25 protein-coding genes and 2 pseudogenes are annotated in these 26,335 nt (G+C 69.2%); 13 read left to right on the forward strand and 14 right to left on the reverse strand.

Annotation, left to right across the window (positions count from 1 at the left end):
* Positions 1-152: 152 nt before the first annotated feature.
* Positions 153-401 (reverse strand): annotated as a pseudogene (locus FFS10_RS23755) (substrate-binding domain-containing protein); the annotation flags it as partial.
* A 189-nt stretch (positions 402-590) separates the two neighbouring features.
* A complete protein-coding gene (locus FFS10_RS06400; RefSeq protein WP_137892734.1) occupies positions 591-2,570 on the reverse strand; it encodes a lytic transglycosylase domain-containing protein in 1,980 nt (659 codons plus the stop codon).
* A 9-nt stretch (positions 2,571-2,579) separates the two neighbouring features.
* Between FFS10_RS06400 and FFS10_RS06405 the strand changes: the two genes are divergently transcribed.
* Positions 2,580-3,164, forward strand: a complete 585-nt coding sequence (locus tag FFS10_RS06405; RefSeq protein WP_137892736.1) for a 5-formyltetrahydrofolate cyclo-ligase — start codon at positions 2,580-2,582, stop codon at positions 3,162-3,164.
* A gap of 270 nt (positions 3,165-3,434) precedes the next feature.
* On the opposite strand, the gene FFS10_RS06415 is transcribed toward FFS10_RS06405, so the two are convergent.
* Complete coding sequence (locus tag FFS10_RS06415) at positions 3,435-4,424, reverse strand: LysR substrate-binding domain-containing protein (RefSeq protein WP_137892741.1); 990 nt, start codon at positions 4,422-4,424, stop codon at positions 3,435-3,437.
* 115 nt (positions 4,425-4,539) lie between these two features.
* On the opposite strand from FFS10_RS06415, the gene FFS10_RS23390 reads away from it, so the two are divergent.
* On the forward strand, positions 4,540-5,025 hold the full coding sequence (locus tag FFS10_RS23390; RefSeq protein ID WP_249931186.1) for a DUF2917 domain-containing protein: 486 nt from the start codon (positions 4,540-4,542) through the stop codon (positions 5,023-5,025).
* A 17-nt stretch (positions 5,026-5,042) separates the two neighbouring features.
* Here the strand turns inward: FFS10_RS23390 and FFS10_RS23760 are convergent.
* Positions 5,043-5,381: pseudogene (locus FFS10_RS23760) on the reverse strand (TfoX/Sxy family protein); the annotation flags it as partial.
* Between FFS10_RS23760 and FFS10_RS06430 the strand changes: the two are divergent.
* Positions 5,326-5,931 carry a TetR/AcrR family transcriptional regulator gene (locus FFS10_RS06430; RefSeq protein ID WP_137892745.1) on the forward strand — a complete coding sequence of 202 codons (606 nt, stop codon included), beginning with the start codon at positions 5,326-5,328 and terminating at the stop codon, positions 5,929-5,931. The pseudogene FFS10_RS23760 and the gene FFS10_RS06430 overlap by 56 nt on opposite strands.
* A 65-nt stretch (positions 5,932-5,996) precedes the next feature.
* Positions 5,997-6,986, forward strand: coding sequence for an MBL fold metallo-hydrolase (locus FFS10_RS06435; RefSeq protein ID WP_137892747.1), 990 nt, complete (start codon positions 5,997-5,999; stop codon positions 6,984-6,986).
* Between the two features lie 12 nt (positions 6,987-6,998).
* On the opposite strand, the gene FFS10_RS06440 is transcribed toward FFS10_RS06435, so the two are convergent.
* From FFS10_RS06440 to FFS10_RS06460, 5 genes are all read right to left on the reverse strand, one after another.
* Complete coding sequence (locus FFS10_RS06440) at positions 6,999-8,279, reverse strand: RNA polymerase sigma factor (protein WP_137892749.1); 1,281 nt, start codon at positions 8,277-8,279, stop codon at positions 6,999-7,001.
* Positions 8,279-8,689 carry a VOC family protein gene (locus FFS10_RS06445; protein ID WP_137892751.1) on the reverse strand — a complete coding sequence of 137 codons (411 nt, stop codon included), beginning with the start codon at positions 8,687-8,689 and terminating at the stop codon, positions 8,279-8,281. The genes FFS10_RS06440 and FFS10_RS06445 overlap by 1 nt, the downstream gene beginning before the upstream one ends.
* 10 nt (positions 8,690-8,699) lie before the next feature.
* Positions 8,700-9,164 carry an SRPBCC family protein gene (locus FFS10_RS06450; RefSeq protein ID WP_137892753.1) on the reverse strand — a complete coding sequence of 155 codons (465 nt, stop codon included), beginning with the start codon at positions 9,162-9,164 and terminating at the stop codon, positions 8,700-8,702.
* A gap of 35 nt (positions 9,165-9,199) precedes the next feature.
* Positions 9,200-9,613, reverse strand: a complete 414-nt coding sequence (locus FFS10_RS06455) for a YciI family protein (RefSeq protein ID WP_137892755.1) — start codon at positions 9,611-9,613, stop codon at positions 9,200-9,202.
* 126 nt (positions 9,614-9,739) lie between these two features.
* On the reverse strand, positions 9,740-10,135 hold the full coding sequence (locus tag FFS10_RS06460) for a YciI family protein (RefSeq protein WP_137892757.1): 396 nt from the start codon (positions 10,133-10,135) through the stop codon (positions 9,740-9,742).
* A 129-nt stretch (positions 10,136-10,264) separates the two neighbouring features.
* Between FFS10_RS06460 and glmU the strand changes: the two genes are divergently transcribed.
* Complete coding sequence (glmU, locus tag FFS10_RS06465; RefSeq protein ID WP_137892759.1) at positions 10,265-11,665, forward strand: bifunctional UDP-N-acetylglucosamine diphosphorylase/glucosamine-1-phosphate N-acetyltransferase GlmU; 1,401 nt, start codon at positions 10,265-10,267, stop codon at positions 11,663-11,665.
* A gap of 15 nt (positions 11,666-11,680) precedes the next feature.
* Here glmU and FFS10_RS06470 read toward each other — a convergent pair whose 3' ends face one another.
* Positions 11,681-12,166, reverse strand: coding sequence for an Lrp/AsnC family transcriptional regulator (locus FFS10_RS06470; protein WP_137892761.1), 486 nt, complete (start codon positions 12,164-12,166; stop codon positions 11,681-11,683).
* Between the two features lie 135 nt (positions 12,167-12,301).
* Between FFS10_RS06470 and glmS the strand changes: the two genes are divergently transcribed.
* Genes glmS through FFS10_RS06495 form a run of 5 tightly spaced genes read left to right on the forward strand, consistent with a single transcriptional unit; the run spans position 12,302 to position 18,420 of the window.
* On the forward strand, positions 12,302-14,173 hold the full coding sequence (gene glmS, locus FFS10_RS06475; protein ID WP_137892763.1) for a glutamine--fructose-6-phosphate transaminase (isomerizing): 1,872 nt from the start codon (positions 12,302-12,304) through the stop codon (positions 14,171-14,173).
* Between the two features lie 12 nt (positions 14,174-14,185).
* The gene (locus FFS10_RS06480) at positions 14,186-14,908 is read left to right on the forward strand and encodes a DUF3348 family protein (RefSeq protein ID WP_137892765.1); all 723 of its coding nucleotides are present in this window, start codon (positions 14,186-14,188) and stop codon (positions 14,906-14,908) included.
* Positions 14,909-14,910: 2 nt separating this feature from the next.
* Entirely contained in the window at positions 14,911-17,082 is a 2,172-nt protein-coding gene (locus FFS10_RS06485) for a DUF802 domain-containing protein (RefSeq protein WP_137892767.1), read from the forward strand.
* Positions 17,079-17,732, forward strand: a complete 654-nt coding sequence (locus FFS10_RS06490) for an OmpA family protein (protein ID WP_137892769.1) — start codon at positions 17,079-17,081, stop codon at positions 17,730-17,732. Before FFS10_RS06485 ends, FFS10_RS06490 begins: the two co-directional genes overlap by 4 nt.
* A complete protein-coding gene (locus FFS10_RS06495; protein ID WP_137892771.1) occupies positions 17,725-18,420 on the forward strand; it encodes a DUF2894 domain-containing protein in 696 nt (231 codons plus the stop codon). The genes FFS10_RS06490 and FFS10_RS06495 overlap by 8 nt, the downstream gene beginning before the upstream one ends.
* 28 nt (positions 18,421-18,448) lie before the next feature.
* On the opposite strand, the gene FFS10_RS06500 is transcribed toward FFS10_RS06495, so the two are convergent.
* A complete protein-coding gene (locus FFS10_RS06500) occupies positions 18,449-19,186 on the reverse strand; it encodes a hypothetical protein (RefSeq protein WP_137892773.1) in 738 nt (245 codons plus the stop codon).
* A 75-nt stretch (positions 19,187-19,261) separates the two neighbouring features.
* On the opposite strand from FFS10_RS06500, the gene FFS10_RS06505 reads away from it, so the two are divergent.
* The gene (locus tag FFS10_RS06505; RefSeq protein WP_137892775.1) at positions 19,262-20,416 is read left to right on the forward strand and encodes a GntR family transcriptional regulator; all 1,155 of its coding nucleotides are present in this window, start codon (positions 19,262-19,264) and stop codon (positions 20,414-20,416) included.
* A gap of 12 nt (positions 20,417-20,428) precedes the next feature.
* Here the strand turns inward: FFS10_RS06505 and FFS10_RS06510 are convergent, their stop codons facing one another.
* Positions 20,429-21,766 (reverse strand): class-II fumarase/aspartase family protein, encoded by a 1,338-nt coding sequence (locus FFS10_RS06510; protein WP_249931187.1) that lies wholly within the window; start codon positions 21,764-21,766, stop codon positions 20,429-20,431.
* Positions 21,767-21,968: 202 nt separating this feature from the next.
* Here FFS10_RS06510 and FFS10_RS06515 point away from each other — a divergent pair, with 202 nt between their 5' ends.
* The gene (locus tag FFS10_RS06515) at positions 21,969-22,940 is read left to right on the forward strand and encodes a Bug family tripartite tricarboxylate transporter substrate binding protein (RefSeq protein WP_137892779.1); all 972 of its coding nucleotides are present in this window, start codon (positions 21,969-21,971) and stop codon (positions 22,938-22,940) included.
* Here FFS10_RS06515 and FFS10_RS06520 read toward each other — a convergent pair whose 3' ends face one another.
* Both FFS10_RS06520 and FFS10_RS06525 read right to left on the reverse strand, forming a co-directional pair.
* The gene (locus FFS10_RS06520; protein WP_171016085.1) at positions 22,941-23,975 is read right to left on the reverse strand and encodes an alpha/beta fold hydrolase; all 1,035 of its coding nucleotides are present in this window, start codon (positions 23,973-23,975) and stop codon (positions 22,941-22,943) included.
* Positions 23,968-25,227 (reverse strand): iron-containing alcohol dehydrogenase, encoded by a 1,260-nt coding sequence (locus FFS10_RS06525; protein WP_137892783.1) that lies wholly within the window; start codon positions 25,225-25,227, stop codon positions 23,968-23,970. The genes FFS10_RS06520 and FFS10_RS06525 overlap by 8 nt, the downstream gene beginning before the upstream one ends.
* Positions 25,228-25,328: 101 nt before the next feature.
* Between FFS10_RS06525 and FFS10_RS06530 the strand changes: the two genes are divergently transcribed.
* Complete coding sequence (locus FFS10_RS06530; protein WP_137892785.1) at positions 25,329-26,270, forward strand: MBL fold metallo-hydrolase; 942 nt, start codon at positions 25,329-25,331, stop codon at positions 26,268-26,270.
* Positions 26,271-26,335: the final 65 nt, after the last annotated feature.

A 26,335-nucleotide genomic window follows, 5' to 3' on the forward strand; every position in this document is an offset into this window, starting at 1 on the left:
TCATGGCACACCACGATCGATCGGACTGGGCGCCGCTCGCATGGGTCTGGTTGGCCGAAGCGCGTATGCTCGCGACTAGACTGGCGACGTAGATCATTTCGTCTACACCCTCTCAGGGCGCGCGATGCCATCCCGATGTCGGCTTTGCCCTGCAGGGTGTCGCTGACGCCGCGTCCAGACCCTCCCATTTGCACTTCGACTTGCACTTCGGGGTGCTGCGCCTGGAAGCGCTTGCCAATCTCGGCGATCATCGGAGCCATCGTGCTCGAGCCCGCGATGAGAAGCTTGCCGGAAGCCTCGTTCGCCGCCGCCGCGGATGCATCCGCGCTCCCGCCGCCCAGCCAAAGCCCCATGGCCAGCCATAGCGCGGGAATGATCGCTTCGCGCCGATCAGCGAACATAGGTCCCTCCCTATGAGGCTCGATGTGATCGAATCAGTATAAACAGATTGGTTTTCCGCGCCAATCAGAAACAGAGTTTCACGATGCGTGGTCCATGGACATACGCAAGACAAATGGCGTCGCCATCGACGACGGCGGCGGAAGGCCATGACGTCGACGACCTCAAGGCTTGACTTTGAGGGCCGCTACTCAGGGCAGTTCACGGTTCTCCGCCGGCGCGCTGGTCTCGCGCGGGCCCACCATGCCCAGCCGGGCCTTGAGCGACTGCGGCTGGCCGCTCAGCAGGGCGGCGTAGAGCGTGGTGTTCGACAGCACCTTCTTGACGTAGTCGCGCGTCTCGCTGAACGGCACGTTCTCGGCCCAGATCGCGGCCTCGACCTGCGGGCCCATGCGCCAGGCGCGCGGGCGGTTGGGGCCGGCGTTGTAGGCTGCGGCCGCCAGGGCCATGGAGCCGGCGAAGTCGTCCAGCACCAGCTTGAGGTAGCCGGTGCCGATCGCGATGTTGACCTCGCGGTCGGTCAGCTGGTCCACGCTGAAGCCCGGCAGGCCGATCTTGCGCGCGGTCCAGCGCGCCGTGGCCGGCATGACCTGCATCAGGCCCGAGGCGCCCACGCCCGAGCGCGCGTCGCTCACGAAGCGGCTTTCCTGGCGGATCAGGCCGTAGACATAGGCCGGCTCCAGGCCGATCTCGCGCGCGCGCCGCAGCACGGCCTCGCGGTAAGGCGTGGGAAAGCGCTGCTCGTAGTCGGTGAAGGACTTGGTGCGCTCGCTGGTGTTGATGCAACGGTCCCAGACCGCGTGGTCGCAGGCCAGCTGCGCCGCGGCCAGCAACTCGCGGTCGCCCATGCCGCCGCGCTGGTGCAGGTTGGTCGTGTAGTTCCACTCGCGCACGCCCTCGCTGCGCAGGCCGATCGCGATCGCCTGCAGGGCGCGCGCCAGGCCCGGGTTGCGGCGCGCGGCCTCCTTCTCCTCGGCGGTCGGCGGGGCGGGGCGCTCGGGCGGTATCACGATGGACTGGCCCAGCTCCTCGAGCGCCAGTTTCTCGTAGAAGCCGCGCAGGCCGGCGATGCCCTGCAGCAGGCGCTGTGCCTCGGCGCGGCTTTCCTCGCTGCGCGCGCGGGCCAGCAGGGCGCGCGCCTTCCAGTAGACCCAGGTGGGTTCGGAGCGGGCGCCCTCGTTCATGGCGTCGATGGCCGAGGACACGGCGCGCCACTGGCCCTGGCGCAGGGCGGCGCGGGCCTTCCAGGCCAGCATGTCGTCGGGCAGGTCGTGCTCGCGCGTGACGCGGGCGAAGTAGTCGCCGGCGCTGTCCGAGAGCCGCATCGCGGCCTGGCGGCCGATCGCGCCCCAGGCCCAGTTGCGCTCTTCGGCGGTGAGCTGGTCGTCCCACTTGCTGCTCAGCAGCTCGGCCGCCACGGCCGGGTCGCTGGCGGCGATCCTCACCAGGGCCAGCACCACCATCTCCTTGCGCACGCGCGAGCCGGCGACGGAGCGGCCGGCCAGGTATTTCGCCGGGTTGGCCTGGACCTCGGCCACCAGCGGGCTGTTCTCGGGCGAGACGATCTCCACCGCGTTGCGCGCCGCGCGCGGGCGGTTGGCCTCCATGGCCAGGCGCGCCTTGCGCCAGACCTCCAGGGCCGGCAACTGGCCCGCCGCAAAGAGCCGGTCGGCCGCGAAGCTGCAGCCGTCGTCCGCCTCGCGCTGGGCATGCCAGAGGCCGCGCACCTCGGCCGCCACTTCGGCGCCGGTCTTCAGGTGCTCGACGGCCAGGGCGTAGCAGCGCAGCTCGCGGTCGTCGTTCATGCGGTAATTCGGCAGCTCGTCCGTGAAGGCCGACCAGTCGCGCCGCTGGCCCAGCAGCAGCAGCCAGTCGTTGCGCAGCCGGTCCTCCTGGTAGCTGCCCGCGTAGCGCGTGAAGAAGGCCTGGACCTCCTGGGGCTGGGCCTCGTCCAGCCGGGCGCGCAACTCCCAGTAGGCCGCCCAGGGCTCGAGCGCATGGCCACGCGCCTGCGGCAGCAGGGCCGCGAGCTGCTTCTTGTCGCCCTTGCGGAAGGCCTGCTGCATGTCGAGCAGCACCGTATCGCCCCGGTTTTGCGCCAGCGCAACGGCTGTACAGCCCAGCGCGAGCAGGGCCGACAACATAGGTGTCAGAATCTTTCTTATCTGCATAGGGTAATTATGGACAAAGCGGACGAAAAGAAAGCCTTGAGAAAGGCCCTGATCGAAGAGCGGTTGAATCTGCCCGACCGCCTGCAACGCGTCGATATGCTGCAGCGCGTGATGCGGATCTGGCTGGTGGGGCGGCCCGACACGGTGATCGGCGCCTACTGGCCTATCCAGGGCGAGTTCGATCCCCTGCCGGCTCTGCACCGCTGGAAGGAGGACGGCGAGTTGCAGGGCGAGCTGCAGCTGCGCCGCATCGGCCTGCCGGTGGTGGACAAGCAGACGCGCATGTTGAGCTTCCACGCCTGGTACCCGGGCTGCCCCCTGGAGGAGGACGCCTACCGCATCCCCAAGCCCAAGGACACTGAGGTGATCGTGCCCACCCTGCTGTTCGTTCCCTGCGTGGGCTACGGGCCCGGCGGCTACCGCCTGGGCTACGGTGGTGGCTTCTACGACCGCACCCTGGCCTCGCTCCAGCCCCGGCCCTTCACCGTGGGCCTGGGTTTCACCCAGGGCTATCTGGACGATTTCGAGCCCGAGGACCACGACCAGCCGCTGGACGCCATCCTCAACGACAACGGGGTGGTCTGGCCGGTGTGAATGGCCCCCACGCTCGGCACTGCGTGTCCTCGCTGCCCCCCGAGGGGGCCCAGACCGGCTTGGGGCGGCCCGGCGCCGGTCTGAACGGCCCCCACGCTCGGCACTTCGTGTCCTCGCTGGGCTCGCGCAGCGTCCGTGCGCGAAGCTGTACAGCGCAGCGAGCCCATGCCGGGCCTGCGCTATGCACGTGCCGAGGCATCACGCTGCGGCCCGGCCCCGAGGGGGCCCAGACCGGCTTGGGGCGGCCCGGCGCCGGTGTGAACGGCCTGCTCAGGCTGGCGTGCCGCTGGACTGCAGCGCTTCCGTCTCCTCGTCCAGCGCCTCGCGCGTGGCCCGGGCCTGGGTCAGCAGCCAGTCGCAGAAGGCGCGCACCTCGGGCCGGGCCGCGCTGCGCGGGCCGACCAGCAGCCAGTAGGCCAGGGGCGAGTCCATGCGCTGCTGCGGCAGCACCTCGACCAGCTCGCCGCTGGCCAGGCTGTCGGCGACCAGGGGGCGCCGCGCCAGCGCCACGCCCTGGCCGGTGAGCGCGGCCTGTGCGATCTGGTGCGCGTAGTTGAAATAGAGCCAGCGCTTGGGCTCGACCGGGGGCAGCGAGCGCTCGGCGAACCAGCGCCCCCAGCTCAGCCACTCGAGAAAGCGCGTGCGGTGGGCGTCGCCGGCCTCGATCAGTGCGAACTGCGCCAGGTCCTGCGGCCGCTGCAGGCGCGGCCCGCTCTTGAGCAGCCAGGGGCTGGCCACCGGCGTGAGCTGCTCGCCGAACAGGCGCACGGCGCCGGCCGGCACGCTGCTCGGAACGGCATAGCGCAGCGCCAGGTCCACGTCGGCCGTCTCCAGGTCGACCGCGGCGTCGCTGGCGTCGATGCGGATGTCGATGTCGGGGTGTTCGCGCTGGAAGGCCTCCAGGCGCGGGATCAGCCACATCGAGGCGAACGAGGCCCAGGTCGTGATGGCCACGCTCTTGCGTCCCGCGGACTGGCGGATCTGCCGCACCGTGCCGTCCAGCCGCTCCAGCGCCGGCACCACGGCCCGCAGCAGCTGCGCGCCCGCGCCGGTCAGCTCCACGGCCCGCGTGTGGCGCAGGAACAGGGGCACGCCGACCTCGTCCTCCAGGGCCTGGATCTGGCGGCTCACGGCCGACTGGGTCAGGGCCAGTTCCTCGGCGGCGGCGCGGAAGTTCAGCTGCCGGGCCACGGCTTCGAAGGCGCGCAAATGGCCGGCCGAGACCGGCCGGGTGCGCAATGGGGTCTGCGGGTGCTGCATGCGGAGGGGTGGCTTGATTGATGCGATATGGGCATCAATAGCCTGCCGCGAATTCATTGGACTGTCAATGGAATGCCAACGAAGATTCATTCCCGAAACGACGCAGGAGCCTGCCATGAACGACCTCTTCGACGACACCGCACTCACTGCCAGCTGGCGCCTGCCGGCCGGCCGCGCCCTGAGCCTGCGCCCGCGTCAGGCCGGGCTGCTGCAGGTCTGCCAGGGCCAGGTCTGGGCCACGATGGACGGGCCGCATGGCTGGCGCGAGGGCGACATGTTCCTGGCCGCCGGCGACAGCCTGCGCGTGCCGGCCGGCCAGCACCTGGTGATAGAGCCGCGCCACGCCCAGGCAGGTGCCTGGTTCAGCTGGACGCCCGAGGCCGTGGGCGCCGGGCAGGCATCCTGGCGGCGCGAGGTGGCTCAGCCCGCATCGGAGCTGCGCTTGGCCTTGCGCGGCGCGGCCGGCGCGCTGCTGCGGCTGGCGGCCGGCTTGACCGGGCTGGCGCCGGCCTGGCGCGCCTTGCGTGGCCGCTTGGCCGGGGCCGCGCGCGCCTTCAGGGCTGCATCCAGCGCGAGCCGCGCCCAGGGCGCCATGGGCTGAGGCGAGTCCATGGCCTGCTCGGGGGCCGTGTAGTAATCGAGCTGCATGGTCCGGCCGCGCGCCTGGTAACTGAACGGACGGCAGCCGGCCTCGAGGAAGCGCGCGCGCGTTTCCTCGTTCGCCTTCAGGTACAGCTGGTCCCAGGCGATGATCGCGATGTTGAGACCCTCGGTCGAAATGCCCCAGCCGCCGAACATGCGCCGCGCCGTGCAGGGGCCGGCGGCGGCCAGCAGCTCGCAGCAGTGCTCGGCGAATTCTCGGTCGGGTTGGCGCTCCATGTGCCGAAGATAATCCAATGCCATGGCCCGCCCCAAATCCGCCACCCACGACCTCAAGCGCGAGGAGATCCTCGACATCGCCGCCCAGTGCTTCGCCGACCGCAGCTACCCGGCGGCCAGCATGAACGAGATCGCTGCCGCGATCGGCGCTTCCAAGGCCAGGCTCTACCATTACTACGACAGCAAGGAAGCGATCCTGTTCGACCTGCTGGACCGCTACACCCAGCGCCTGCTGGCCCTGATCGCCGAGACCGAGGCCACGGCCCAGCGCCGCAACCTGAACGAGCACGCCGCGCTGCACGAGCTGATCCGCCGCTTCCTCGAGGAATACGAGACCTCGGCCACGCGCCATGTGGCCCTGCTGGGCGACACCAAGTTCCTCGGCGAGGCGCAGCGCGCGCTGATCCTGAACCGCCAGCGCGACGTGGTGGCCGCGGTCACGCGCTTTCTGTGCCGCGCCTACCCCAAGCGCCTGACGCCGCAGAACCAGACCGCCGTGACCATGATGCTGTTCGGCATGATCAACTGGACCTTCACCTGGCTGCGCCCCGGCGGGCCCATGCGCTATGCGGATTTCGCCGAGGAGGTGATCGCCATGCTCGAGCATGGCCTGGCCGAAAGACCCTGAAGTCATATTTATCTATGCGTAACTGATTACGATTAGGTAAAATTCTGTCTTCCTCAGGAGACCCCATGTCCAAAGCCTTTGCCTCGCAGGCCGATCTGGCCGACAAGAAGATCACGTTCGAACAGCTCAGCCCCCATTGCTGGGCCTATACCGCCGAGGGCGACCCGAACTCGGGCGTCATCATCGGCGACAAGTACATCCTGGTCAGCGACACCACGGCCACGCCCGACATGGCGCGCGACCTGATCCGCGAGATCCGCAAGGTCAGCGACAAGCCGATCAAGTACGTGCTGCTGACCCACTACCATGCGGTGCGCGTGCTGGGCGCGAGCGCCTACTTCGCCGAGGGCGCGACCGAGGTCATCGCCAGCCAGGGCACCTATGAGCTGATCGTCGAGCGCGGCGCCCAGGACATGCAGAGCGAGATGGAGCGCTTCCCGCGCCTGTTCCGCGGCGCCGACGGCGTGCCGGGCCTGACCTGGCCGACCCTGGTGCTGGGCGGCGGCGAGCCGGCGCGCGGCGAGGTGCCGGGCAAGCTGACCCTGGACCTGGGCGGCGTCAAGGTCCAGATCTGGCACCCGGGCCCCGGCCACACGCGCGGCGACACCATCGCCTGGGTCGAGGAGGAGAAGGTGCTGTACTCGGGCGACCTGGTCGAGTACGAGGCCGGCGTCTACACCGGCGACGCCCAGCTCGAGGAATGGCCCGCCACGCTGGAGGCGCTGCGCGCGCTCCAGGCCGAGTACATCGTGCCGGGCCGCGGCGAGGCCATGAAGGGCAACGCCAACGTCAACAAGGCGCTGGACTACACCCAGCGCTGGGTCCAGACCCTGTACCAGGCCGGCAAGGAAGCCGCGGCCGCCGGCATGGACCTCAAGGCCGCCATGGCCCACGCGCGCAAGAGCATGGACCCGGTGTTCGGCCATGTCTTCATCTACGAGCACTGCCTGCCCTTCGACGTGAGCCGCGCCTACGACGAGGCCAAAGGCATCAAGAACCCGCGCATCTGGACCGCCGAGCGCGACAAGGAGATGTGGGACGCGCTGCAGGGCTGATCCCTGCAGCCGTCATGGCGGCGGCGCGGCCAGCGCCCGCGCGCGCGCCAGCAGCAGCTCGCGCTCGCGCGCATTGCGCGCCAGAGCGGCCGCCTGCTCGAACTCGGCGCGCGCCTCGTCTTGCCGCCCCAGCTTGTCCAGCAGGTCGCCACGCACGCTGGGCAGCCACTGGTAGGCCTGCAGGGCCTGGTCGCCGCGCAGCGCATCGACGATGGCCAGGCCGGCGGCCGGCCCTTGCGCCATGGCGACGGCCACTGCGCGGTTGAGCTCGATCACGGGTGAGGGCGTGACCCGGGCCAGGGCGGCGTAGAGCGTGGCGATGCGTGCCCAGTCCGTGTCACCGGACTGGTGGGCACGGGCATGGCAGGCCGCGATCGCCGCCTGCAGCGCATAGGGGCCGAGCTGCCCACCCAGCGCTTCGGCGCGCGCCAGCGCCGCGAGGCCGCGGCGTATCAGCAGGCGGTCCCAGCGGCTGCGGTCCTGTTCCAGCAACAGCACCGGGCGCCCCGCCGCATCAACGCGGGCCGGCGTGCGCGAGGCCTGCAGCTCCAGCAGCGCGGCCAGGCCTTGGGCCTCGGCCTCCTCGGGCATCAGCCCGGTCAGCATGCGGGCCAGGCGCAGGGCCTCGTCGCAGAGCGCGGGGCGCATCCAGTCCTCGCCCGCGGTCGCGGTATAGCCCTCGTTGAAGATCAGGTAGACCACTTCGAGCACCGAGGCCAGCCTTTCCTTCAGGGCCGCGCCGCGCGGCAGCTCGAAGGGCAGGCGCGCCTCGTTCAGGCTGCGCTTGGCGCGCCAGATGCGCTGGGCGATGGTGGGCTCCGGGACAAGGTAGGCGCGCGCGATCTCGTGCGTGCTGAGGCCGCCCAGCAGCCTGAGCGTGAGCGCCACGCGGGCCTCGGCCGGCAGCGCCGGGTGGCAGGCGGTGAAGATCAGGCGCAGCAGGTCGTCGCCGATCTCGTCCTGGCGCGCGGCATCGAGCGCATCGACGAAGTCGGGCACGACCAGCGCCTCCTGCGCCTCGAGGTCCTGGCCGATCTGCTCGATCCGCGCCTGCAAGGCCTTGTCGCGGCGCAGCCGGTCGAGCGCGCGATTCTTCGCGGTGGTCATCAGCCAGGCCCCCGGATTCTGGGGCACGCCCTGCGTCGGCCAGTGCTCGAGCGCCGCCACCAGGGCGTCCTGCGCCAGCTCCTCGGCCAGCCCGATGTCGCGCACCAGGCGCGCGACGCCGGCCACGATGCGCGCCGACTCGATGCGCCAGACCGCGGCGATCGCCTGGTGGGTGGCCGAGTGCATCAGGGGTGGGGCGGGGCGGCGGACATGTCCATGTAGGCCAGCTCCCAGACATGGCCGTCGAGGTCCTCGAAGCCGTGGCCGTACATGAAGCCATGGTCCTGCGGCGCATTGGGCACCGCGGCGCCGGCGGCCCGCGCCTTGGCGACCGTCTCGTCGACCTCGGCGCGGCTGGCGCAGGACAGGCAGACCAGCACCTCGGTGCTCTTGGTGGCGTCGGCCACGGGCTTCTTGGTAAAGGTCTGGAAGAAGGGCTCGACCAGCAGCATCACGTAGATGTCGTCGGCCACCACCATGCAGGCGCCCTGCTCGTTGGTGAACTGCGGGTTGAAGTCGAAGCCCAGGCTGCGGAAGAAGGCCTGGCTGCGCGCCATGTCCTTGATCGGCAGGTTGACGTAGATCTGGCGTTTCATGGGTTTCCTTTCAGTTTCTGGCCAGTTCGGCCTGCAGGCGGTCCAGGTTCTGCTCGTTGGCGGGGATGGCGAAGGCGGCCACGCGCTCGCGCTCCGCGGCGTCGTCGAAGCGCTGGCGAAAGCCCAGGCGGGTCTGGTCCTGGCCCTCGGCCTCCAGCGTGAGGGTCAGGACGAAGTGGTGCGGCTGCGCCAGGTGCTCGATCACGATGCGCTCGGGCGCCTGGATCTCGACGAAGCGGTTGTGGTTGGGGTAGTCGGTGCCGTCCGGTCCGTGCATGGTGAAGCGCCAGTCGCCGCCGGGGCGGAAGTCGAAGGCGTGGAAGCTGCTGCGAAAGCCGCTCGGGCCCCACCAGCGCGCCAGCCGCTCGGGCTGGGCGCAAGCCTGGAACACCTGGGCCGGTGGCCAGTCCAGCAGGCGGCTGCTGAAGATCTCTCGCGGGTCGGGCGCTGCGGCGGCAGGGCGGTCTGTGCTCATGCGGTGCTCCTGTGGTGTGGGTGGTGCGGGCCGGGTCAGCCCACGCCCATGCGCTTGAAGCGGTCCACGCCCTCGCTGGGCGGAAAGTCCTCGAGCTCGTACAGCTGGCGCACCTCGATCTCGGCGGGTTGGCCCTCGCCGACCGGGTTGGGGAAGCGACGCGACCATTCCAGCGCCTCCTCGCGCGAGCGCACCTGGATCAGGGTGTAGCCCGCGATCAGCTCCTTGGTCTCGGCGAAGGGCCCGTCGATGACCTGGCGGCGCTCGCCCTGGTAGCGTATGCGCCAGCCCTTGGCGCTGGGCTGCAGGCCCGAGGCGTCGAGCAGCACGCCGGCCTGGGCCAGCTGCTCGTGGTAGTCGGCCATGGCGGCGAACAGCTTTTCGTCGGGGGCGGGTGTGGTTTCGGCCTCGAACTCGGGCGTGGAGCGGACGATGATCATGAAGCGCATGGGGGATCTCTCCTGTGGTGACGCCGGTCCCGGCACCCTGCCGGCCTGGCGGCGAAGCCCTGGGGCTTCTGTGAGGACGACGAATGGCGCGCAGCGTTCTCGACAAGCTGAGCCTAGGTATTTACCCTAGGTCGTGGCGCGGGCCAAGGGCGCCGGGCGGGCCCCGCTGTCGCCGTAGCAGGGGGCCAGGGCGCGCACCTCCACCTGGGCCCATTCGGCGGCAGGGCATTCGCGCGCGATGGCGATGGCCTCGTCGAAGCTGGCGCAGTCGATCAGGTAGAAGCCGCCCACCATTTCCTTGGCTTCGGCGAAGGGGCCGTCCAGCACCTGGGCCAGGTCGTCCCGCCGCTGCACCCGGGCGGCTGTCGCGTGCGAGGCCAGCGACTCGGCGGCCAGCAGCTGGCCGCGTGAGCGCAGGCCATCGCCGAAGCGCAGCATGCGCTCGTAGACCGCGCGGCCCTCGGCCTCGCTGCGCGAGCGCCGCTGCTGCGGCGGCTCGATGATCAACAACATGTAAGGCATGGTGACTCCCTGTTTCTTGTCTGGTCCACGCGGCGCGCGGCCTTCCGGAAATCATAGGCAAAGCAGCGCGCGGCGGAAACCTGGCCTGCGGCGCCACGATAATCCGCACAGTTTTTCCAAGGGATAGACATGACAGCAATCGATGTGGTCATCATGGCCGCCGGCATGGGCACGCGCATGAAGAGCCGCCGGCCCAAGGTCCTGCACCGCCTGGCGGGCAGGCCGCTGGTGCAGCATGTGGTGGATACGGCGGCGGCGCTCGCGGCGCGTTCCTGCGTGGTGATCACCGGCCATGGGGCCGAGCAGGTGGAGGCCGCGCTGGCCGCCAACGCCAGCGCCGGCGCACCAGCCCTGCAGTTCGTGCGCCAGCAGCCCCAGCTGGGCACCGGCCATGCGGTGCAGCAGGCCGTGCCCGTGCTGCCGGACGACGGCATCGTGGTCGTGCTTTCGGGCGACGTGCCGCTGACCCAGGCCGACACCCTGCAGGCGCTGATCGCCCTGTGCGCGGGCCAGCGCCTGGCGCTGCTGACCATAGACTTCGCCGACCCCACGGGCTACGGCCGCATCGTGCGCGCCGGCGATCGGGTGCAGGCCATCGTCGAGCACAAGGACGCCAGCGAGGCCCAGCGCGCGATCCGCGAGGTCTACAGCGGCATCATGGCCGTGCCGGCGCGCCGGCTCAAGGCCTGGCTGGCGCGGCTGGACAACCGCAATGCCCAGGGCGAGTACTACCTGACCGACATCGTCAAGTTCGCCGTGGCCGACGGCGTGCCCGTGCTCGCGCACCAGATCGCCGACGCCCTGCAGGTGGCCGGCGTCAACAGCCCGCTGCAGCTGGCCGAGCTCGAGCGCGCCCACCAGCTGCGCCAGGCACGCCGGCTGATGGAGCAGGGCGTGCGCCTGGCCGACCCGGCGCGCTTCGACCTGCGCGGCGAGCTGGCCTGCGGCCAGGACGTGGAGATCGACGTCAACTGCGTGTTCGAGGGCCGCGTCAGCCTGGGCGAGGGCGTGAGCATAGGCGCGAACTGCGTGATCGCCAACGCCAGCATCGCAGCCGGCGCCGTGATCCACCCCTTCACCCACATCGACGGCGAGCAGCTGGGTGTCAGCGTGGGCGAAGGCGCGCTCGTTGGTCCCTTCGCGCGCCTGCGCCCCGGCGCCCGGCTCGGCGCCGAGGTGCATATCGGCAACTTCGTCGAGGTCAAGAACGCCACCCTGGCCCGGGGCGCCAAGGCCAACCACCTGGCCTACCTGGGCGACGCCACGGTGGGCGAACGCGTGAACTACGGCGCCGGCAGCATCACGGCCAACTACGACGGCGCCAACAAGCACCGCACGGTGATCGAGGCCGACGTGCATGTCGGCAGCAACTGCGTGCTGGTCGCGCCCGTAACCCTGGGCGCGGGCGGCACCGTGGGCGCGGGCTCGACCATCACCAAGGACACGCCGGCCGGCGCCCTGAGCGTGGCGCGCGGCAAGCAGCTCAGCATCGCGAACTGGCAGCGGCCCACGAAGAAAGCCAAGGCCTGACCCTGGTTCTAGGCCTCAGCGCCGCAGCGGCCAGAGGCTGCTGAACTTGGCCCGCTTGACGCTGAAGAAGGCCTTGACGTTGCGCACGTTCGCGTCCTGCGTGAACAAGCGCTGGGCCAGGGCCAGGTAGTCCGGCATGTCGGCTGCCTGCACCACCAGCACGAAATCCGGCCCCGGCGAGACGCGGTAGCACTGCTGCACCGCGTCCTGCGCCACGGCGCGCGCCTCGAAGGCCGCCAGCTGCTCCTCGCCCTGGCGGTCCAGCGAGACCTCGACGATGGCGGACAGGCCATGGCCGAGCGCGGCGCCCAGTCGGTCGGCGTTCAGCACCGCCACGTGCCGCTCTATCCAGCCCTCCTGCTGCAGGCGCTTGACGCGCCGCAGGCAGGTCGGCGGCGACAGGTGCAGGCGCTCGGCCAGGGCCACGTTGCTCAGGCTGGCGTCGCGCTGCAGCAGGTCCAGCAGCTGCAGGTCGGTCTGGTCTAGTTCTTGTTGTTTCATTTTTATTTGAAAATTGAACTAATATTCCATTGTTGTGAATTTGTGGAATTTTCGTTCAAAAACAAAAAAATAAACACTAAAAATTTTCATACTCAGGGTCTACCATGGCGGGCATTCAGTTCAGGAGTCATCCCCATGTGCGGCATCGTCGGCGCGGTTTCCACGCGCAACATCGTTCCCATCCTGGTCCAGGGCCTGCAGCGCCTGGAGTACCGCGGCTACGACTCCTGCGGTGTGGCGGTCCATGCCGGCGGCCTGAAGCGCGCGCGCAGCACGGCCCGCGTGGCCGAGCTCATGGCCCAGGTCGAGGCCGAGCAGCTTGAGGGCCAGACCGGCATCGCCCACACGCGCTGGGCCACGCATGGCGCGCCGGCGGTGCACAACGCCCACCCGCATTTCAGCCACGGCCCCGGCGCCGACGCGGCCCAGCGCCCGGGCCGCGTGGCCCTGGTGCACAACGGCATCATCGAGAACCATGACGCGCTGCGCGCCGCCCTGCAGGCGCGCGGCTACCGGTTCGCCAGCCAGACCGACACCGAGGTCATCGCCCACCTGGTCGACAGCCTCTACGAGGGCGACCTGTTCGAGGCCGTCAAGGCCGCGGTGCGCCAGCTGCACGGCGCCTATGCGATCGCAGTGTTCCACAAGGACGAGCCGCAGCGCGTGGTCGGCGCGCGCGCCGGCTCTCCGCTGGTGCTGGGCGTGGGCACTACCGCAGGGGTTTCAGCAGCCCAGGGGGGCGAGCTGTTCCTGGCCAGCGACGCCATGGCCCTGGCCGGCGTGACCGACCAGATCTGCTACCTCGAGGAGGGCGACGTGGTCGACCTGCAGCTGGGCAAGTTCTGGGTGGTGGACCGCGAGCACAAGCCGGTCACGCGCCCCGTCAAGACCGTGCAGGTGCACAGCGGCGTGGCCGAGCTCGGTCCCTACCGCCACTACATGCAGAAGGAGATCTTCGAGCAGCCGCGCGCCATCGCCGACACGCTGGAAGGCGTGGAGGGCATCGTGCCCGAGCTGTTCGGCGACGGCGCCTACCGGGTGTTCAAGGAGATCGACCAGGTGCTGATCCTGGCCTGCGGCACCAGCTACTACAGCGGCTGCACCGCCAAGTACTGGCTGGAGGCCATCGCCAAGGTGCCGACCCAGGTGGAGATCGCCAGCGAATACCGTTATCGCGACTCCGTGCCCAACCCGCGCACCCTGGTGGTCACCATCAGCCAGTCCGGCGAGACCGCCGACACCCTGGCCGCGCTGCGCCACGCCCAGAGCCTGGGCATGAGGCACACGCTGACCATCTGCAACGTCGCCACCTCGGCCATGGTGCGCGAATGCAGCCTGGCCTACATCACGCGCGCCGGCGCCGAGATCGGCGTGGCCTCGACCAAGGCCTTCACCACCCAGCTGGCGGGCCTGTTCCTGCTCACGCTGGCGCTGGCCCAGGTCAAGGGGCGCCTCAGCGAGGCCGACGAGGCCCAGCACCTCAAGGCCATGCGCCACCTGCCGGCCGCCCTTGCGGCCGTGCTGGCGCTGGAGCCGCAGATCATCGGCTGGGCGGAAGACTTCACGGCCAAGGAAAACGCCCTGTTCCTGGGCCGCGGCCTGCACTATCCGATCGCGCTGGAAGGCGCGCTCAAACTCAAGGAGGTCACCTACATCCACGCCGAGGCCTACGCCGCCGGCGAGCTCAAGCACGGCCCGCTGGCCCTGGTCACCAGCGCCATGCCCGTGGTCACGGTGGCCCCCAACGACGCGCTGCTGGAAAAGCTCAAGAGCAATATGCAGGAGGTGCGCGCGCGCGGCGGCGTGCTCTACGTGCTGGCCGATGCCGACACCCGCATCGAGAGCAGCGAAGGCCTGCACGTGATCCGCATGCCCGAGCACTACGGACCCCTGTCGCCCATCCTGCACGTGGTGCCGCTGCAGCTGCTGGCCTACCACACGGCTTGCGCCAGGGGGACGGATGTGGACAAGCCAAGAAACCTGGCCAAGTCGGTCACGGTCGAGTGAGCGATTGGAGGCATGGTGATTGAGGGGGTGTTTCCGCGCCGGAACTTCAGCAGTTCAAGACTCGTTCGCTTGCTCGGTGAGGCGGCCCTGGTGGAGGTGGATGCGTCCAGGCAGGACTCAGCGGAGCGGCTGAGTCTGTGGCTGAACGCGTTCGACGCCATCAAGCTCCACGCCGCGCAGCAGTCGATCGGGGCGGTGGCCCAGGCGCGGCCGTCGCAGGCGCGGGCGGCCGGAGCCAGTGCCGTCGAGGAAGAGTTTCATCGGGTGCGAACGGCCCTCGAGAAAGCCATCGCGGCGAACGGCCCATCCCCGGCCCATGGAAAACAAGCCAAGCCCGCCCATCTTCACGCAGAGGCAGTGGTTGAAGCGGACGCCGACTATGCGCCGTATCGCCAGCGCTACCAGGACCAGCAGCGCCAGATGGAGTTGAGGATCGGCCCCTTGCGGGACTTTGTCCGGCAAGCCCTGTCAAAGGCCTCTCCCGGGCTCAGGCAACTGGCCGCGCTGGATGCCGCGTGGGAGGAGCTGCTGGGCGCCCGCGAGCAAAGGCTGCTGGCGACGGTGCCTGCGCTGCTGGAAAGACGCTTCGAGCACCTGCGCAAGACCCGGCAACCGGGCGTATGGCTGGAAGCCTTCGGCAGGGAGTTGCAGGCGGTCTTGCTGGCGGAACTGGAGCTTCGCCTGCAGCCGGTCGCGGGACTGGTCGAAGCATTGAGCAACGAAATCAAGAAATGAGCATGAACAGGATCGTTTTTTCAGCCGCCTTCGCCATCGGCCTGGCGGTCGTGGCCTGGGTGGGCATGGGCTTTGTCGGATCGAGCGCCATGGCCCTGCTCATGAGCGCGGCGATCGCCGCAGCCTATCTGCTGGGCGCGTTCGAGCTCCGGCAGTACCGCGCCGCCACGGCCGCGCTGGCGCGGGCGCTGGCCGATATTCGAGAGCCGCTTTCGGAGCTCGGCCCCTGGCTGGACGGCGTGCCTGCCTCCCTGCAGAACCCCGTGCGTCTGCGGATCGAGGGCGAACGCGTCGCCTTGCCCGGCCCGGCGTTGACGCCCTACCTGGTGGGGCTGCTGGTGATGCTGGGCATGCTGGGCACCTTCCTGGGCATGGTCGTGACCTTCAAGGGCGCCGTGTTCGCGCTGGAAGGCTCGACGGACCTGCAGGCCATACGCTCGGCGCTGGCGGCGCCGATCAAGGGGCTGGGGCTGTCCTTCGGCACCTCGGTGGCCGGGGTGGCCGCGTCCGCCATGCTGGGCCTGATGTCGGCCATCGGCCGCCGCGAGCGGGCGGAAGCGGCGCGCTTGCTGGACACCCGCATCGCGACCGTGCTGCGGCCCTTCTCGCTCGGCCACCAGCGCCAGCAGACCTTCAAGGCCCTGCAATTGCAGTCGCATGCCTTGCCCGGCGTGGTGGACCGGCTGCAGGCGCTGATGGAGGGCCTGGAGCGCCGCAGCCAGCAGCTCAACGAGCAGACGCTGGGCCAGCAGGCGCAGTTCCACCGCGAGGCGAAGCTCGCCTACACCGAGCTGGCCGAGGCCGTGGGAAGCTCGCTGAAGGACAGCCTCTCGGCCAGCGCCAGGATCGCGGGCGAGAGCCTCAAGCCGGTGGTCGAGTCCGCCATGTCGGGTATCGCTCAGGAGTCCCAGCGCATGCACCAGCGCCAGGTCGATGCGGCGCAAGCGCAGCTCGATGGCCTGTCGGCCCGGTTCGCGGCCACCGCGCGCAGCGTGTCCGATGGCTGGGCGACGGCCCTGGACCAGCACGCGCGCACCAATGACAGCCTGGCCGGCGGCCTGGAGCGGGCGTTGGCGACCTTCACGCAGACCTTCGAGCAGCGTTCCAGCGCGCTGCTGGCCCAGGTCCACGAGGCCGCGGCCAGGTCGCAATCGGAGCAGGCCTCGGCCGATGGCCAGCGGCTGGCGGCCTGGACGCGCACGCTAGAGTCCATGGCCGCCCAGCTCCAGGGCGAATGGCAGCGCGCCGGCGCGCAGACGCTGGCCCAGCAGCAGGCCGTCTGCCAGACGCTGGAGCAGACCGTGGGCGAGATCACCGGGCGCGCCAGCACGCATGCGCGCCAGACCTCGGAGGGCATTGCGCAGCTGCTGGCCCAGTCCGAGGCGCTGGTTCGTTCGCGCATCGAGGCCGAGGCCCTCTGGGTGAAGCAGCAGGGCGATCGCATGGATCAGTTGGCCAGTCTGTGGCGCGCCGAGCTGGTCGCGCTCAGGGACCAAGAGGCCGCGCGCGGCCAGGCCGCCGTCGAGCGGCTGGGCGAGCTGCAGGCGGCGCTGGCCAGCCAGCTGGCCACGCTGGGCGCGGCGCTCGAGGCGCCGATGACCCGGCTGCTGCAAACGGCCGCCGAGGTGCCCCAGGCCGCTGCCGAAGTGATAGCGCAGTTGCGCGGGGAAATGACCCGGCTCACCGAGCGGGACAATCTCGCGCTCGAGGAGCGCCAGGCCCTGATGGAGCGCATCGGTGCGCTGCTCCAGACCCTCAACCAGGCTTCTGCCGAGCAGCGGGCGGCGATCGAGTCGCTGGTGGCCTCGGCGACGACCGTGCTGGACCAGGCCGGCAGCCAGCTCTCGCAGACGCTGGATGCACAGGCCGGCAGGGCGGCGGACATGGCGGCGCATGTGGCCGGCAGCGCGGTCGAGCTGTCCAGCCTGGGCGAATCGTTCGGCCATGGCGTGCAGCTCTTCAGCGCGGGCAACGAGAAGCTGGTCGAAAGCCTGCAGCGCGTGGAGAACTCGATCGACCGGTCCATGGCGCGCAGTGACGAGCAGCTGGCCTACTACGTGGCGCAGGCGCGCGAGCTCATAGACCTCAGCATCGCCTCGCAGCAGGGCATCGTCGAAGACCTGCGCCGGCTGCATGGCAGGCAGGCCGCGCTGGCCGAGGGGGTCGCCGGATGAGCGAGCTGGACGAGCGGGGCGACGGCATCGAGCAGACCGCGCCGGTCTGGGCCGTCTTCGGCGACCTGATGTCGGGCCTGGTGGGCGCCTTCGTGCTGATCCTGATCGGCGTGCTGGTGGTCCAGATGGACCTGGCGGCCAACCTGGAAGCCGAGGTCCAGAAGCGCCGGATGGAGGAGCAGCGCCGCATGGCCCTGGAGAAGGCCCTGGCCATCCCGCTGCAGACGGGCAGGGTGACGCTGAACAACGGGCGCATAGGCATCAGCGGCAGCGTGCTGTTCCCGCTGAATTCCGACCAGTTGCGCCCCGACGGCCGGCTGCTGCTCAAGAGCCTGGTGCCGCCCTTGCGTGTCTACCTGGGCGAGCGCGACGAGATGCTGATGGTCAGCGGCTTCACCGACGACAAGCGCATCCAGGAGGGCAACCAGCGCTTTGCGGACAACCTGGAGCTCTCGGCCCAGCGCGCGCTCACGGTGACGCGTGCCTTGATCGAGGAGGGCATGCCCTCGTCCCGGGTCTTTGCCGCGGCCTTCGGCGCCGAGCAGCCGGTGGCCTCCAACGCGAGCGACAAGGGGCGCGCCTTGAACCGGCGCGTGGAAATGGCGCCGGTGCCCAAGTCGGCCGATGTGAAGCCCTGGTCCCATGAGTGAGTCGGTTCTGGTCGCAGCGGCACTGTCGCCGCTCGAGCGCCTGCGCAGCGTTGGTGCCCAGCGCTTCGATCCCCTGCGCTTTCATTACCTGGAGCGGCTGTCGCAGCGCATGCAGGCCGCGCCGGCCGGGCTGCGGCCCATCCTCGAAGGCAAGCTCGAGGCCGCGCTGCAGGACTACGAGCAGCGCTTCAGCCAGGCGCGCAAAGCGGCCGAGGACCAGGTGGCTGGCCTGTCGGGCAGGTATCCCGGCCTGGCCCGCGAGCTGCGCCGCCTGCTCGCGGCGGGCGACTACGCGGGCCTGCGCCGGATCGGCGCGCAAGCGGCAGCCGACACAGGCTGCGCGCCGCTGGCCGAGCTGAACCAGCATATCCGCCAGCTCGCGCAGGGGGGCAGCGAGCTCGAGGCAAGGCCTGACATGAAGAGCGTGGTTCGCTTCAGGGAGAGCTGGTCCCGAATCGCGGCCGAGGACCAGGTGGACCAGGCCATGGGCCGCGGGCCCGAGAACGCCGGCCCGCTCAACTCGCACCTGCTGGTGCTGCGTTCGCTGGGCTTGATGCGCCAGCTGTCGCCGGACTACCTGCGGCGCTTCCTGTCGCATCTGGATGCCCTGCTGTGGCTCGATCAGGCGAGCCAGAAATGCACGTCGGTGGAGGCCAAGCCGGCGCGACGAAGCCGGTCGAAGAAATGATGGCCGGCCGCCTTCAGGGCGGATCGGCTCATCGGTCCCGCGGCGCTTCGAAGTAGGGCAGAAGCGCCTTCGCCGCCTCGATGCGCAGCGGCAGCGCCACGGCCGCATCGTTCATCACGCCGAGCAGGAAGCGCTTGGGATCCAGAGGCTCGCCGGCCGGCGCCGATGCGGCGTGCGCCGGCTCGGCAGGCGCGGCGGGTGGGTGCGCGCCAGCCCCCAGCCGCTCCAAGGCCCGCTCGAAGTCCGCGGGCGGGATGCTTTGCAGGCGCGACAGCAGGTCCGCCTGGGCCTCAGGGCTGGGGGCCAGGTCGAGCCAGGGCTCGTCGGCGAACAAGGCGGCCAGGTCCGGGGCCACGAAAGCCGACCAACGGCCCGTGGCCTCCTGCAAGGCAGGCACCATGGCCGCGTCCCCGGCGGCCATCAGGCCTACGCGCCCAGCCTTGACGTTGCCCAGGTAGCGCAGGCGCAGGGATTCGAGAAAGCCCAGCGCCTGCGCGACGGGCACCGGCTGCGCGAGCGAGAACCAGAGCTGGCAGCCGTCGACGCCGGAGACGGCGATCGCGGGGGCGGGCAGTTCCAGCTCGGCCTGGACCCCTTGCCATGCGGCCGAGAGCGCATGCCAGTCTGCGGGCCGGGCAAGCTCCAGGACCAGCGCCCGCACCCGTCCGTCGGGGGCGATCAGGTCGGACTCCTGGGGCACGTGGTCTTGGCGTTCTGGGTCCTGCGAGAGGTAGAGGCGATGCAACTCGGATTGCAGTCTGTTCATGGCGGGCTCGAGAGAAGGGCTTGTCGCGTAGCTGCGACTCTGGTGATACGCTTGCTGTATTCCGTTTTGTATTGTATGTACATGTCCGCAGCTTCGACCGACCTGAATCATTTCCTCGATACGCTGGCCAAAGACGCCAAGCCCGGGGATCGCGTTCCCCCCGTGCGCGATCTCATGCGCCGGTTCGGCGTGTCGCAGATCGTGGTTCAGCACGCCTTGGACCGTCTCAAGACGAAACGGCTGATCGAGTCGCAGGTCGGTCGCGGGACCTTCTTCACGGCACATGGACAGACGCTGGACGCCAGTGCTGCCGAGGCGCCTGCTGCGGTTCGTTCCGTCCTCCTGCTTCGTCGCTCGGTCAGCATCGTTCGCGGCCGCGTGGTGGTGGACGGCTTGCTGCGTCGCTTCGCCGCCGAGGGCCATCGCGTGCTCGAGGTCTCGTACACGGATTCCGAGCACGCGCGCGCTGTCTTGAAAGGCCTTCCGCGTTTCGACGCCTGCGTGATCCAGTCGTCGTTCGAAAGCATTGCCATCGAAACCCTTGCTGCCGTTCGGCAGAAGACCGATGTGGTGGTCGTCGACGGTGTCGCCCTGGTCGGGGCGGAGGTCGATGCAGTGGGCCTGGAATGGGGCGAACCCTTGGCGACGGCGATTCGCCTGCTCGTGAAGCAAGGCCATCGAAGCATCGCTTTTGCGACGACGTCGCATCCGTTCCTGGCCAACGAGCTCGCTCGGCGCCGCCTGGAGGAGTTGCGCGGCACGCTCACGGACGTGGATCTGCAGTCGGTGGCCGTGCCTCGCCTTCCGCAACAGGATCTGGAGGGCGCACTGGTGGCGATGCTGAAGGAGCGCCTCGATGCATCGGGGCGGCTGCCCTTCACGGCGCTGGTGGCGTGGGGGATCGAGGACGGCGCCAGATTCCGCGAGCAGCTGTCCCGCGCCGGTTTGGCCATACCTTCGACACTGAGTGTCGTGCTGCTGGGGCGTGCCGATTTGGCGAATGAGCATGCGGATTTCTTCGATGTGGTGGGCTGCAATGCCGCCGATCAGATCGAATACCTGCACGAGGCGATCGGTGCGCGCTGGGCAGACCCCTTCCGGGCCTATGGCATCCGCTTCCTTCCCGTGGTCACGCGAGCGGGGGCTTCGATCGGGAATCCGCCTGGGGCGGCACGGCGGTCTACGCATCCCGCCGTCAGCGTGGCAGCCAAGCGCCGCGCTCAAGCCTAGGGCGGCTGCTCGTCATTTTCGCGCCACGCGTGCGACGATCTCGGTCGCGATGGCCGTCGATTGGCCGACATAGGCGCCGGCTTCGAGCGACTGCGCGAAGTCGGCCGGAAGGGCCCGCGCCGCCAGCATGGGATGCTCGCGGATGGCCGTCATGAACGGCAGCTTCTCCGTCACCGTGCGCTGGGCGGCCTCATAGAGCAGGTGGTGCGCCTCGTGCCGTCCCATCAGCTCGGTCAGGCGCATCATTGCAGCCTCGGAAGCAATCAGGCCGTTCGAAATATCGAGGTTGCGCCGCATCGCTTCCGGATGCACGACGATTCCGCGAGCCAGCGTGCCGAGGCTTTCGGCGATCGACGCCGCGATGATGGCGGTTTCCGGCAGCAGCGTGTCCGTCACGTTGGTCGCGGACGAATCTCCTTCGTCCATCCTCACCATGGCTTCGAGCGCCGGCGGCACCCGCGCCCGCATCATCCGGGCAAGGCTGGTCAGCATCAGCGCCGACGACGGATTGCGCTTTTGCGCCATGGTCGAACTGCCCACCTTCCCCATGTGAAACGCCTCTTCGACCTCTCCGATCTCGGTGCGTTGCATGAAGACGATGTCCTGAGCGATTTTTTGCGCAGTTCCCGCCAGCAAGCCCAGCGCCGACACGTAGTCGCTGACGCGGTCGTACGACGAGCGCATCGGCAATCCGGCCGGCTGCAGCCCCAGGTGCCCCGCCATTCTCGCCTCGACCTCGCGGCCCTGGTCGCCCATCGCCGCGAAGCTGCCGATGGCCCCGCCCAGGGACGCGACGAACGATGGTGCCAGCCGTTCATTCAGGCGAGCGCGATCGCGATCCAGTTCATCGATCCAGCCGGCGACCTTGAAGCCGAAGGTCATCGGCAGCGCGTGCTGGCCATGGGTTCGGCCGGGCTGCACGGTGGCTCGGTGCTCCTGAGCCAGCTTGCAAAGCGCGTCGATCGCCGTGTCAAGGTGCCCGGCCAGCACCCGGTGTGATTCGAGCATCTGTAGCGAGGTGGCTGTGTCGAAGATGTTCTGCGTCGTGGCACCCCAATGGATATAGCCGGCTGCCGGCTCTCCGCAAATCTCTTCGTATTGGCGCAGCACGGGAACGAACGGGTGCTGGGCGAATGCAATGTCCCTGGAAAGGCGTTCGAGGTCGAAGGCGCCGGCATCCGCCTTCGCAGCGATCGTCTGCGCGGCGTCGCCGGGAATGATGCCCAGTTCGGCCTGGGCGCGGGCCAGGGCGGCTTCGACGCTCAGCCAGGCCTGCAGGGTGGCTGCATCGCTCCAGATGGCCTTGGCTTCGTCGTTGAACCAGTGACGGGTGAAGAACGATTCGAACATGCCTGCGCTCATGGCTTGTCTTTCAATGTTGAGGGTGTATGTGTATTGTATTTGACATTGCGTATTGTATGAATACAATTTGCATTTGCCAACGGCGTCGACATGGTCGGCACTTGCCGGTCGATCTTCTCCATGGGCGGTCGACCCGCGCCACCGCGTTCGCCCGCGGCGTCACGCACATCTTCTGAACAGGAACCCTCGTATGAAACGCAGACTGTTGAACAAGCTGGCCGTGCTCGGTGCCGGCGCGCTGCTGGCCGGCATGGGCCATGCCCAATCGGGCAAGCCGATCTCGCTGGTCGTCGGATACTCCGCCGGCGGCAGCGCCGACTATGTCGCCCGCGTTGTCGGTGGCGAACTGTCGAAGCAACTCGGGCGCCCGGTCGTCGTCGAAAACCTTGCAGGCGCCAGCGGCATGCTCGCCGTGCAGAAGCTGCTCAATGCGCCGGCTGACGGCAGCATCATTTACATGGGCGGCACCGATACCGTCGTCGTGCCCATGGTCAACGCGAAGGTCAAGCTCGACTGGGAGAAGGATCTCGTGCCGGTTGGGCGCATGACCACCGTTCCGATGATCCTGGCCGTCCCCTCAAGCTCGCCGTATGCGACGTTTTCGGATCTCGTGGTGGCACTGCGCAAGAGCGGGAAGGAAAACTTCAGCTATGCAACCCCCGGTATCGGGACGATGCAACACCTCTACGGGGCGCTGATCAAGAAGCAGGCGAGGGTCGAACTGTTGCACGTGCCATACCGTGGCGGCGCCCAGATCGCCACCGACCTCGTCGGCGGCCAGATCGACAGCGCGGTGCTGGTCCTGTCCACGGCGATGCCGTTTCTCAAGGAGGGCAAGATCAAGGCCCTGTCGGTGTCCGATGCCGCCCGCGTGCCGCTGTTGCCTAACGTCAGGCGCATCGGCGAGGAGGAAGGATTCAAGGGCATGGCCTTGCCGCTCTGGCAAGGACTGTTCATGAAGTCGGGAACTGCGGCAGAGACAGTCAGAGCCTATGAGAAAGCATTGATCGAAGCCCTTGCGCGACCCGAAGTGCGCACTAAGCTCGGGGAGGCCGGCATTACGGTCGCCCCCTTGAGCGGGCAAGATCTGCGGGCGTTCGTCAGGCCGCAGGCGACGCTGTACCGCGACATTGTGAGCAGCGCGAATATCACGGTGGAGTAGTCAGAACGGCCAGACCTGACCGAGCCGCAGCGAGAGGCTTTCCATCGCTGAAGCCTTGCCCTTGCCCAGGAAACGATCGAGCGTGCGCTCCAGTGTGGCGATGTCCTCCGCGCTGCCGCCAGGGGCGGCCGCGCGGTGGCCCCAGTGCGAATAAAGCAGGTGCGACTCGGCGCGAGGGATGTGCGCCTGCGCCTCCTCGAAATCCTGCGGGGGAAAGATCAGGTCGTGGCTGATGGGCATCAGCAAGGCAGGGGCCTGGATGGCCGCCAAGGCGGCGTGCAGCTTGCCGTTGAACACCGGATTGTCCGAGATGTCGGCGCTCTGCCAGGTCCGCACGAGGGTCAGCAGGTCCAGCCTGTGGAAGGCCTGGAAGGCGGCGACCAGGTGGCGGTCTACCCATTCCCCGGCGCTGCGGCATGAAGGATCGGCCATAGTGCCGGCGAAGAATTCGTGCGAGAGCGACCATGCGGCATAGATGCGCGCGGCAAGCGCCACGGCCGCGCCATGCGCATCCTCCTGCGCCGACAAGGCCTGGGCCATGGCCTCCAGCAGCAGGCGGTTGTGCGGCGTGGTGCGCGGCAGCCCGCAGAAGGCGAAGATCCGGTTCACCCTCTGCGGATAGAGGCAACCCCACTGCAGCGCCTGCTGGGCGCCCATCGAGCGGCCCACCACCGCATGCAGCCTCTCTATCCCCAGCGCGCGGACCAGCTCTTGCTGCGCACGGACGTTGTCGAACAGGCTGATGGCGACAGGTTGCGCGTCCAGGAGCAGCTGCGCGTCGTTGGACGGGCTGGACGATTCGCCGTTGCCCAGGGCGTTGACGACGATGATGCAGAACCGGCGGGTGTCCAGCGCGCGGCCGCTTCCAATGATCCACCGGTTGGCGGTGTGGCGCCCGGCGAACCAGGTGGGGAACAGGATGGCGTTCGAGCGCTCGGCGTTCAGCTGACCATGCTGCTCGTAGCGCAGCCTGAGCCCGCAGGTGCGCAAGCCGCACTGCAGATCGAAGGCGCCGAGCTGATGGTCTTCAAGCATGGCGCGGCGCTTCACCGGGCAGGCGGCCCAGGAAGGCGGCCTGGACGATCGCCGCATAGCGCGCCGGGGCGTTGGTTGCGGGAAAGGCCTTGGTGAGACGCCGCACGCCCAGTCCTGCCTCGACCAGTCCCGGCAGCTGGTCCCGGTTCAGGCCCATGCGCCGCAGCTCGGTCGGCAGCCCGACCGAAGCGATCAGGGAGCGCACGTGCTGCGCCGCGGCCAAGGCGCCCGCGGGCGTGGGCGCGCTGTCCGAATACACCCCCGCCATCCGCGCGATCTCGCAGAGATCGTCCATGCGCTCATGCGCGAGTTCCGCCATCACGTACGGCAGCACGGCTGCGTTGGTGGTGCCGTGGGTTTCGTGCGTGAGCGCGGCCAGGCCGTAGGCAAGCGCGTGCACGCCATGCAGGCCGGCGCTTCCGTAGGACAGGCCGGCGTACAGGCTGGCCAGCGCCATGCCGCTGCGGGCCGTCATGTGGTCCGGCTCCGCGTAGGCCTTTTGCAGGTGGGCGAAACACAGGCGGATGGACTCGCGGGCGAACATGAGCGTGAGCGGGTTGCGCCCCGAATAGCCGGGGTCCGGCTGGCCTTCGCGGTCGAACCGCGAAGCGTCCAGCGTGATGTACGACTCGATGGCGTGCGCCAGCGCGTCCACACCGGCATCGGCCGTGACGCGGGGCGGGCACGATACGCTCAGTTCCGGGTCGATCACGGCCAGCTGCGCGCGCAACTGGTTGTCCATCACGGCCACCTTGGTCTGGCCGTCTCCCGCGACCAGGATGGCGCCCGGGGTCAGCTCGGACGCCGTGCCGGAGGTAGTCGGCAGGGCGATCAAGGGCAGCGGGGCATGCGGCAGCGAGGGGATTCCCACATAGGACGCCGCCGGGGCCCCGCTGACCAGGGTGAGCGTCAGCACCTTGGCCAGGTCGATGTTGCTGCCGCCTCCGAGGGCGAGCACGCATTGCGGCCGGGCATGGCCGGACAGCGCGCCCGTCGCTGCATCGCACAGGGCAAGGCTGGGGTCCGGCTGGCAAGCATCGAACACCGCGCATTGGATGCCCGCCTTGAGCAAGGCGTCGGCGAGCTCTGCGCCAGGCCGGCCCGGCGCCGCGAAGAACCGGTCGGTCACGAGCACCGCGCTCATGAGGCCGAGGTGGCGCAGCAGCGCGGGCAGTTCGCGCCGCACCCCCGGGCCGAACACGATGCGGGAAGGGCTGCAGAAATGGATGGGTTCCAGGAGGTCGACGGTCATGAGGTGGCGGCAAAATTTTGAATTCAACTGATATAGTACTGATATATTTTAAGCGCCGCAAGCGTGCTTCATCCCACCTCTGGACTCACCGGGAAGCTTCCATGACGCAGTTCGAACCGCTCTCGCATGGCATCACGCTCATCGACACGGGCTTTCAGCGGCCCGGCTTCGATGCGAGCTATCTGATCGTCGAGAACGGCCGCGCGGCCTTCGTGGACAGCGGGCCGAACCAGGCCGTCCCAAGGCTGCTGGCGGCGCTGTCGGCGCAGGGGCTGGCGGCCGATGCCGTGGACTGGCTGATCCTCACGCACGTGCATCTGGACCACGCGGGAGGGGCGGGCCGGCTGATGCGGCAATTGCCGCGGGCCAGGCTGGCGGTCCATGCGCGCGGTGCGCGGCACATGGTGGACCCCTCGCAGATGATGGCGGCCGTGCGGGCCGTCTACGGGGACGAGGCGGTGCAGCGTGACTATGGTGAGCTCGTCCCCGTGCACCCGGGCCGCGTCACCGTCGTCGAGGACGGCGCGACGCTGGAGCTCGCCGGCCGGCGCCTTCGCTTCGTCGACACGCCGGGCCATGCCCGCCACCACCATTGCATCTGGGACGAGGCCAGCGAGGGCATTTTCTCGGGGGACACGCTGGGCGTCGCCTACCCCGAGTTGCGCGGCGAGTGCGGCCATTTCGGCATACCCTCCACCAGCCCCAGCCAGTTTGATCCCGAAGCCCTGCACCGCTCGATCGGGCGCCTGCTCGCCCTCGGGCCGCGTGTCGCCTACCTGAGCCATTTCGGCGCGATCACGCGAGTGGCCGAGCACGCCGACATGGTGCTGCGGCAGGCCGACCGCATGGTGCAGATCGCGCGCTCACTGCCGAACGGTGCCGGCCGGGGCAGCCGGCTCAGGCAAAGCCTGGCGAGCCTGTACTTGAGGGAGCTGGGGACGGCGGGCGTGAACCTGCCGCGCGCCCGCGCCGCCGAACTATTGGCCAACGACCTCGAGCTGAATGCCCAGGGGCTGGAGGCCTGGCTGGCTTCGCAGCGCTAAGCCCGCGCCAGGGAAAGCGGCCGCACCGGCTTGCTTCAACAAGGCCGTCCGGCCCGCCCTCGTTT

The sequence above is a fragment of the Ramlibacter sp. 2FC genome (assembly GCF_005503345.1).
Lineage (GTDB): Bacteria > Pseudomonadota > Gammaproteobacteria > Burkholderiales > Burkholderiaceae_C > SCMQ01.

Coding starts and splice junctions, on each gene's coding strand:
- FFS10_RS06400 (WP_137892734.1), bottom strand. CDS start 2,570: ATGCAGATAAGAAAGATTCTGACACCTATGTTGTCGGCCCTGCTCGCG.
- FFS10_RS06405 (WP_137892736.1), top strand. CDS start 2,580: ATGGACAAAGCGGACGAAAAGAAAGCCTTGAGAAAGGCCCTGATCGAA.
- FFS10_RS06415 (WP_137892741.1), bottom strand. CDS start 4,424: ATGCAGCACCCGCAGACCCCATTGCGCACCCGGCCGGTCTCGGCCGGC.
- FFS10_RS23390 (WP_249931186.1), top strand. CDS start 4,540: ATGAACGACCTCTTCGACGACACCGCACTCACTGCCAGCTGGCGCCTG.
- FFS10_RS06430 (WP_137892745.1), top strand. CDS start 5,326: ATGGCCCGCCCCAAATCCGCCACCCACGACCTCAAGCGCGAGGAGATC.
- FFS10_RS06435 (WP_137892747.1), top strand. CDS start 5,997: ATGTCCAAAGCCTTTGCCTCGCAGGCCGATCTGGCCGACAAGAAGATC.
- FFS10_RS06440 (WP_137892749.1), bottom strand. CDS start 8,279: ATGCACTCGGCCACCCACCAGGCGATCGCCGCGGTCTGGCGCATCGAG.
- FFS10_RS06445 (WP_137892751.1), bottom strand. CDS start 8,689: ATGAAACGCCAGATCTACGTCAACCTGCCGATCAAGGACATGGCGCGC.
- FFS10_RS06450 (WP_137892753.1), bottom strand. CDS start 9,164: ATGAGCACAGACCGCCCTGCCGCCGCAGCGCCCGACCCGCGAGAGATC.
- FFS10_RS06455 (WP_137892755.1), bottom strand. CDS start 9,613: ATGCGCTTCATGATCATCGTCCGCTCCACGCCCGAGTTCGAGGCCGAA.
- FFS10_RS06460 (WP_137892757.1), bottom strand. CDS start 10,135: ATGCCTTACATGTTGTTGATCATCGAGCCGCCGCAGCAGCGGCGCTCG.
- glmU (WP_137892759.1), top strand. CDS start 10,265: ATGACAGCAATCGATGTGGTCATCATGGCCGCCGGCATGGGCACGCGC.
- FFS10_RS06470 (WP_137892761.1), bottom strand. CDS start 12,166: ATGAAACAACAAGAACTAGACCAGACCGACCTGCAGCTGCTGGACCTG.
- glmS (WP_137892763.1), top strand. CDS start 12,302: ATGTGCGGCATCGTCGGCGCGGTTTCCACGCGCAACATCGTTCCCATC.
- FFS10_RS06480 (WP_137892765.1), top strand. CDS start 14,186: ATGGTGATTGAGGGGGTGTTTCCGCGCCGGAACTTCAGCAGTTCAAGA.
- FFS10_RS06485 (WP_137892767.1), top strand. CDS start 14,911: ATGAACAGGATCGTTTTTTCAGCCGCCTTCGCCATCGGCCTGGCGGTC.
- FFS10_RS06490 (WP_137892769.1), top strand. CDS start 17,079: ATGAGCGAGCTGGACGAGCGGGGCGACGGCATCGAGCAGACCGCGCCG.
- FFS10_RS06495 (WP_137892771.1), top strand. CDS start 17,725: ATGAGTGAGTCGGTTCTGGTCGCAGCGGCACTGTCGCCGCTCGAGCGC.
- FFS10_RS06500 (WP_137892773.1), bottom strand. CDS start 19,186: ATGAACAGACTGCAATCCGAGTTGCATCGCCTCTACCTCTCGCAGGAC.
- FFS10_RS06505 (WP_137892775.1), top strand. CDS start 19,262: ATGTACATGTCCGCAGCTTCGACCGACCTGAATCATTTCCTCGATACG.
- FFS10_RS06510 (WP_249931187.1), bottom strand. CDS start 21,766: ATGTTCGAATCGTTCTTCACCCGTCACTGGTTCAACGACGAAGCCAAG.
- FFS10_RS06515 (WP_137892779.1), top strand. CDS start 21,969: ATGAAACGCAGACTGTTGAACAAGCTGGCCGTGCTCGGTGCCGGCGCG.
- FFS10_RS06520 (WP_171016085.1), bottom strand. CDS start 23,975: ATGCTTGAAGACCATCAGCTCGGCGCCTTCGATCTGCAGTGCGGCTTG.
- FFS10_RS06525 (WP_137892783.1), bottom strand. CDS start 25,227: ATGACCGTCGACCTCCTGGAACCCATCCATTTCTGCAGCCCTTCCCGC.
- FFS10_RS06530 (WP_137892785.1), top strand. CDS start 25,329: ATGACGCAGTTCGAACCGCTCTCGCATGGCATCACGCTCATCGACACG.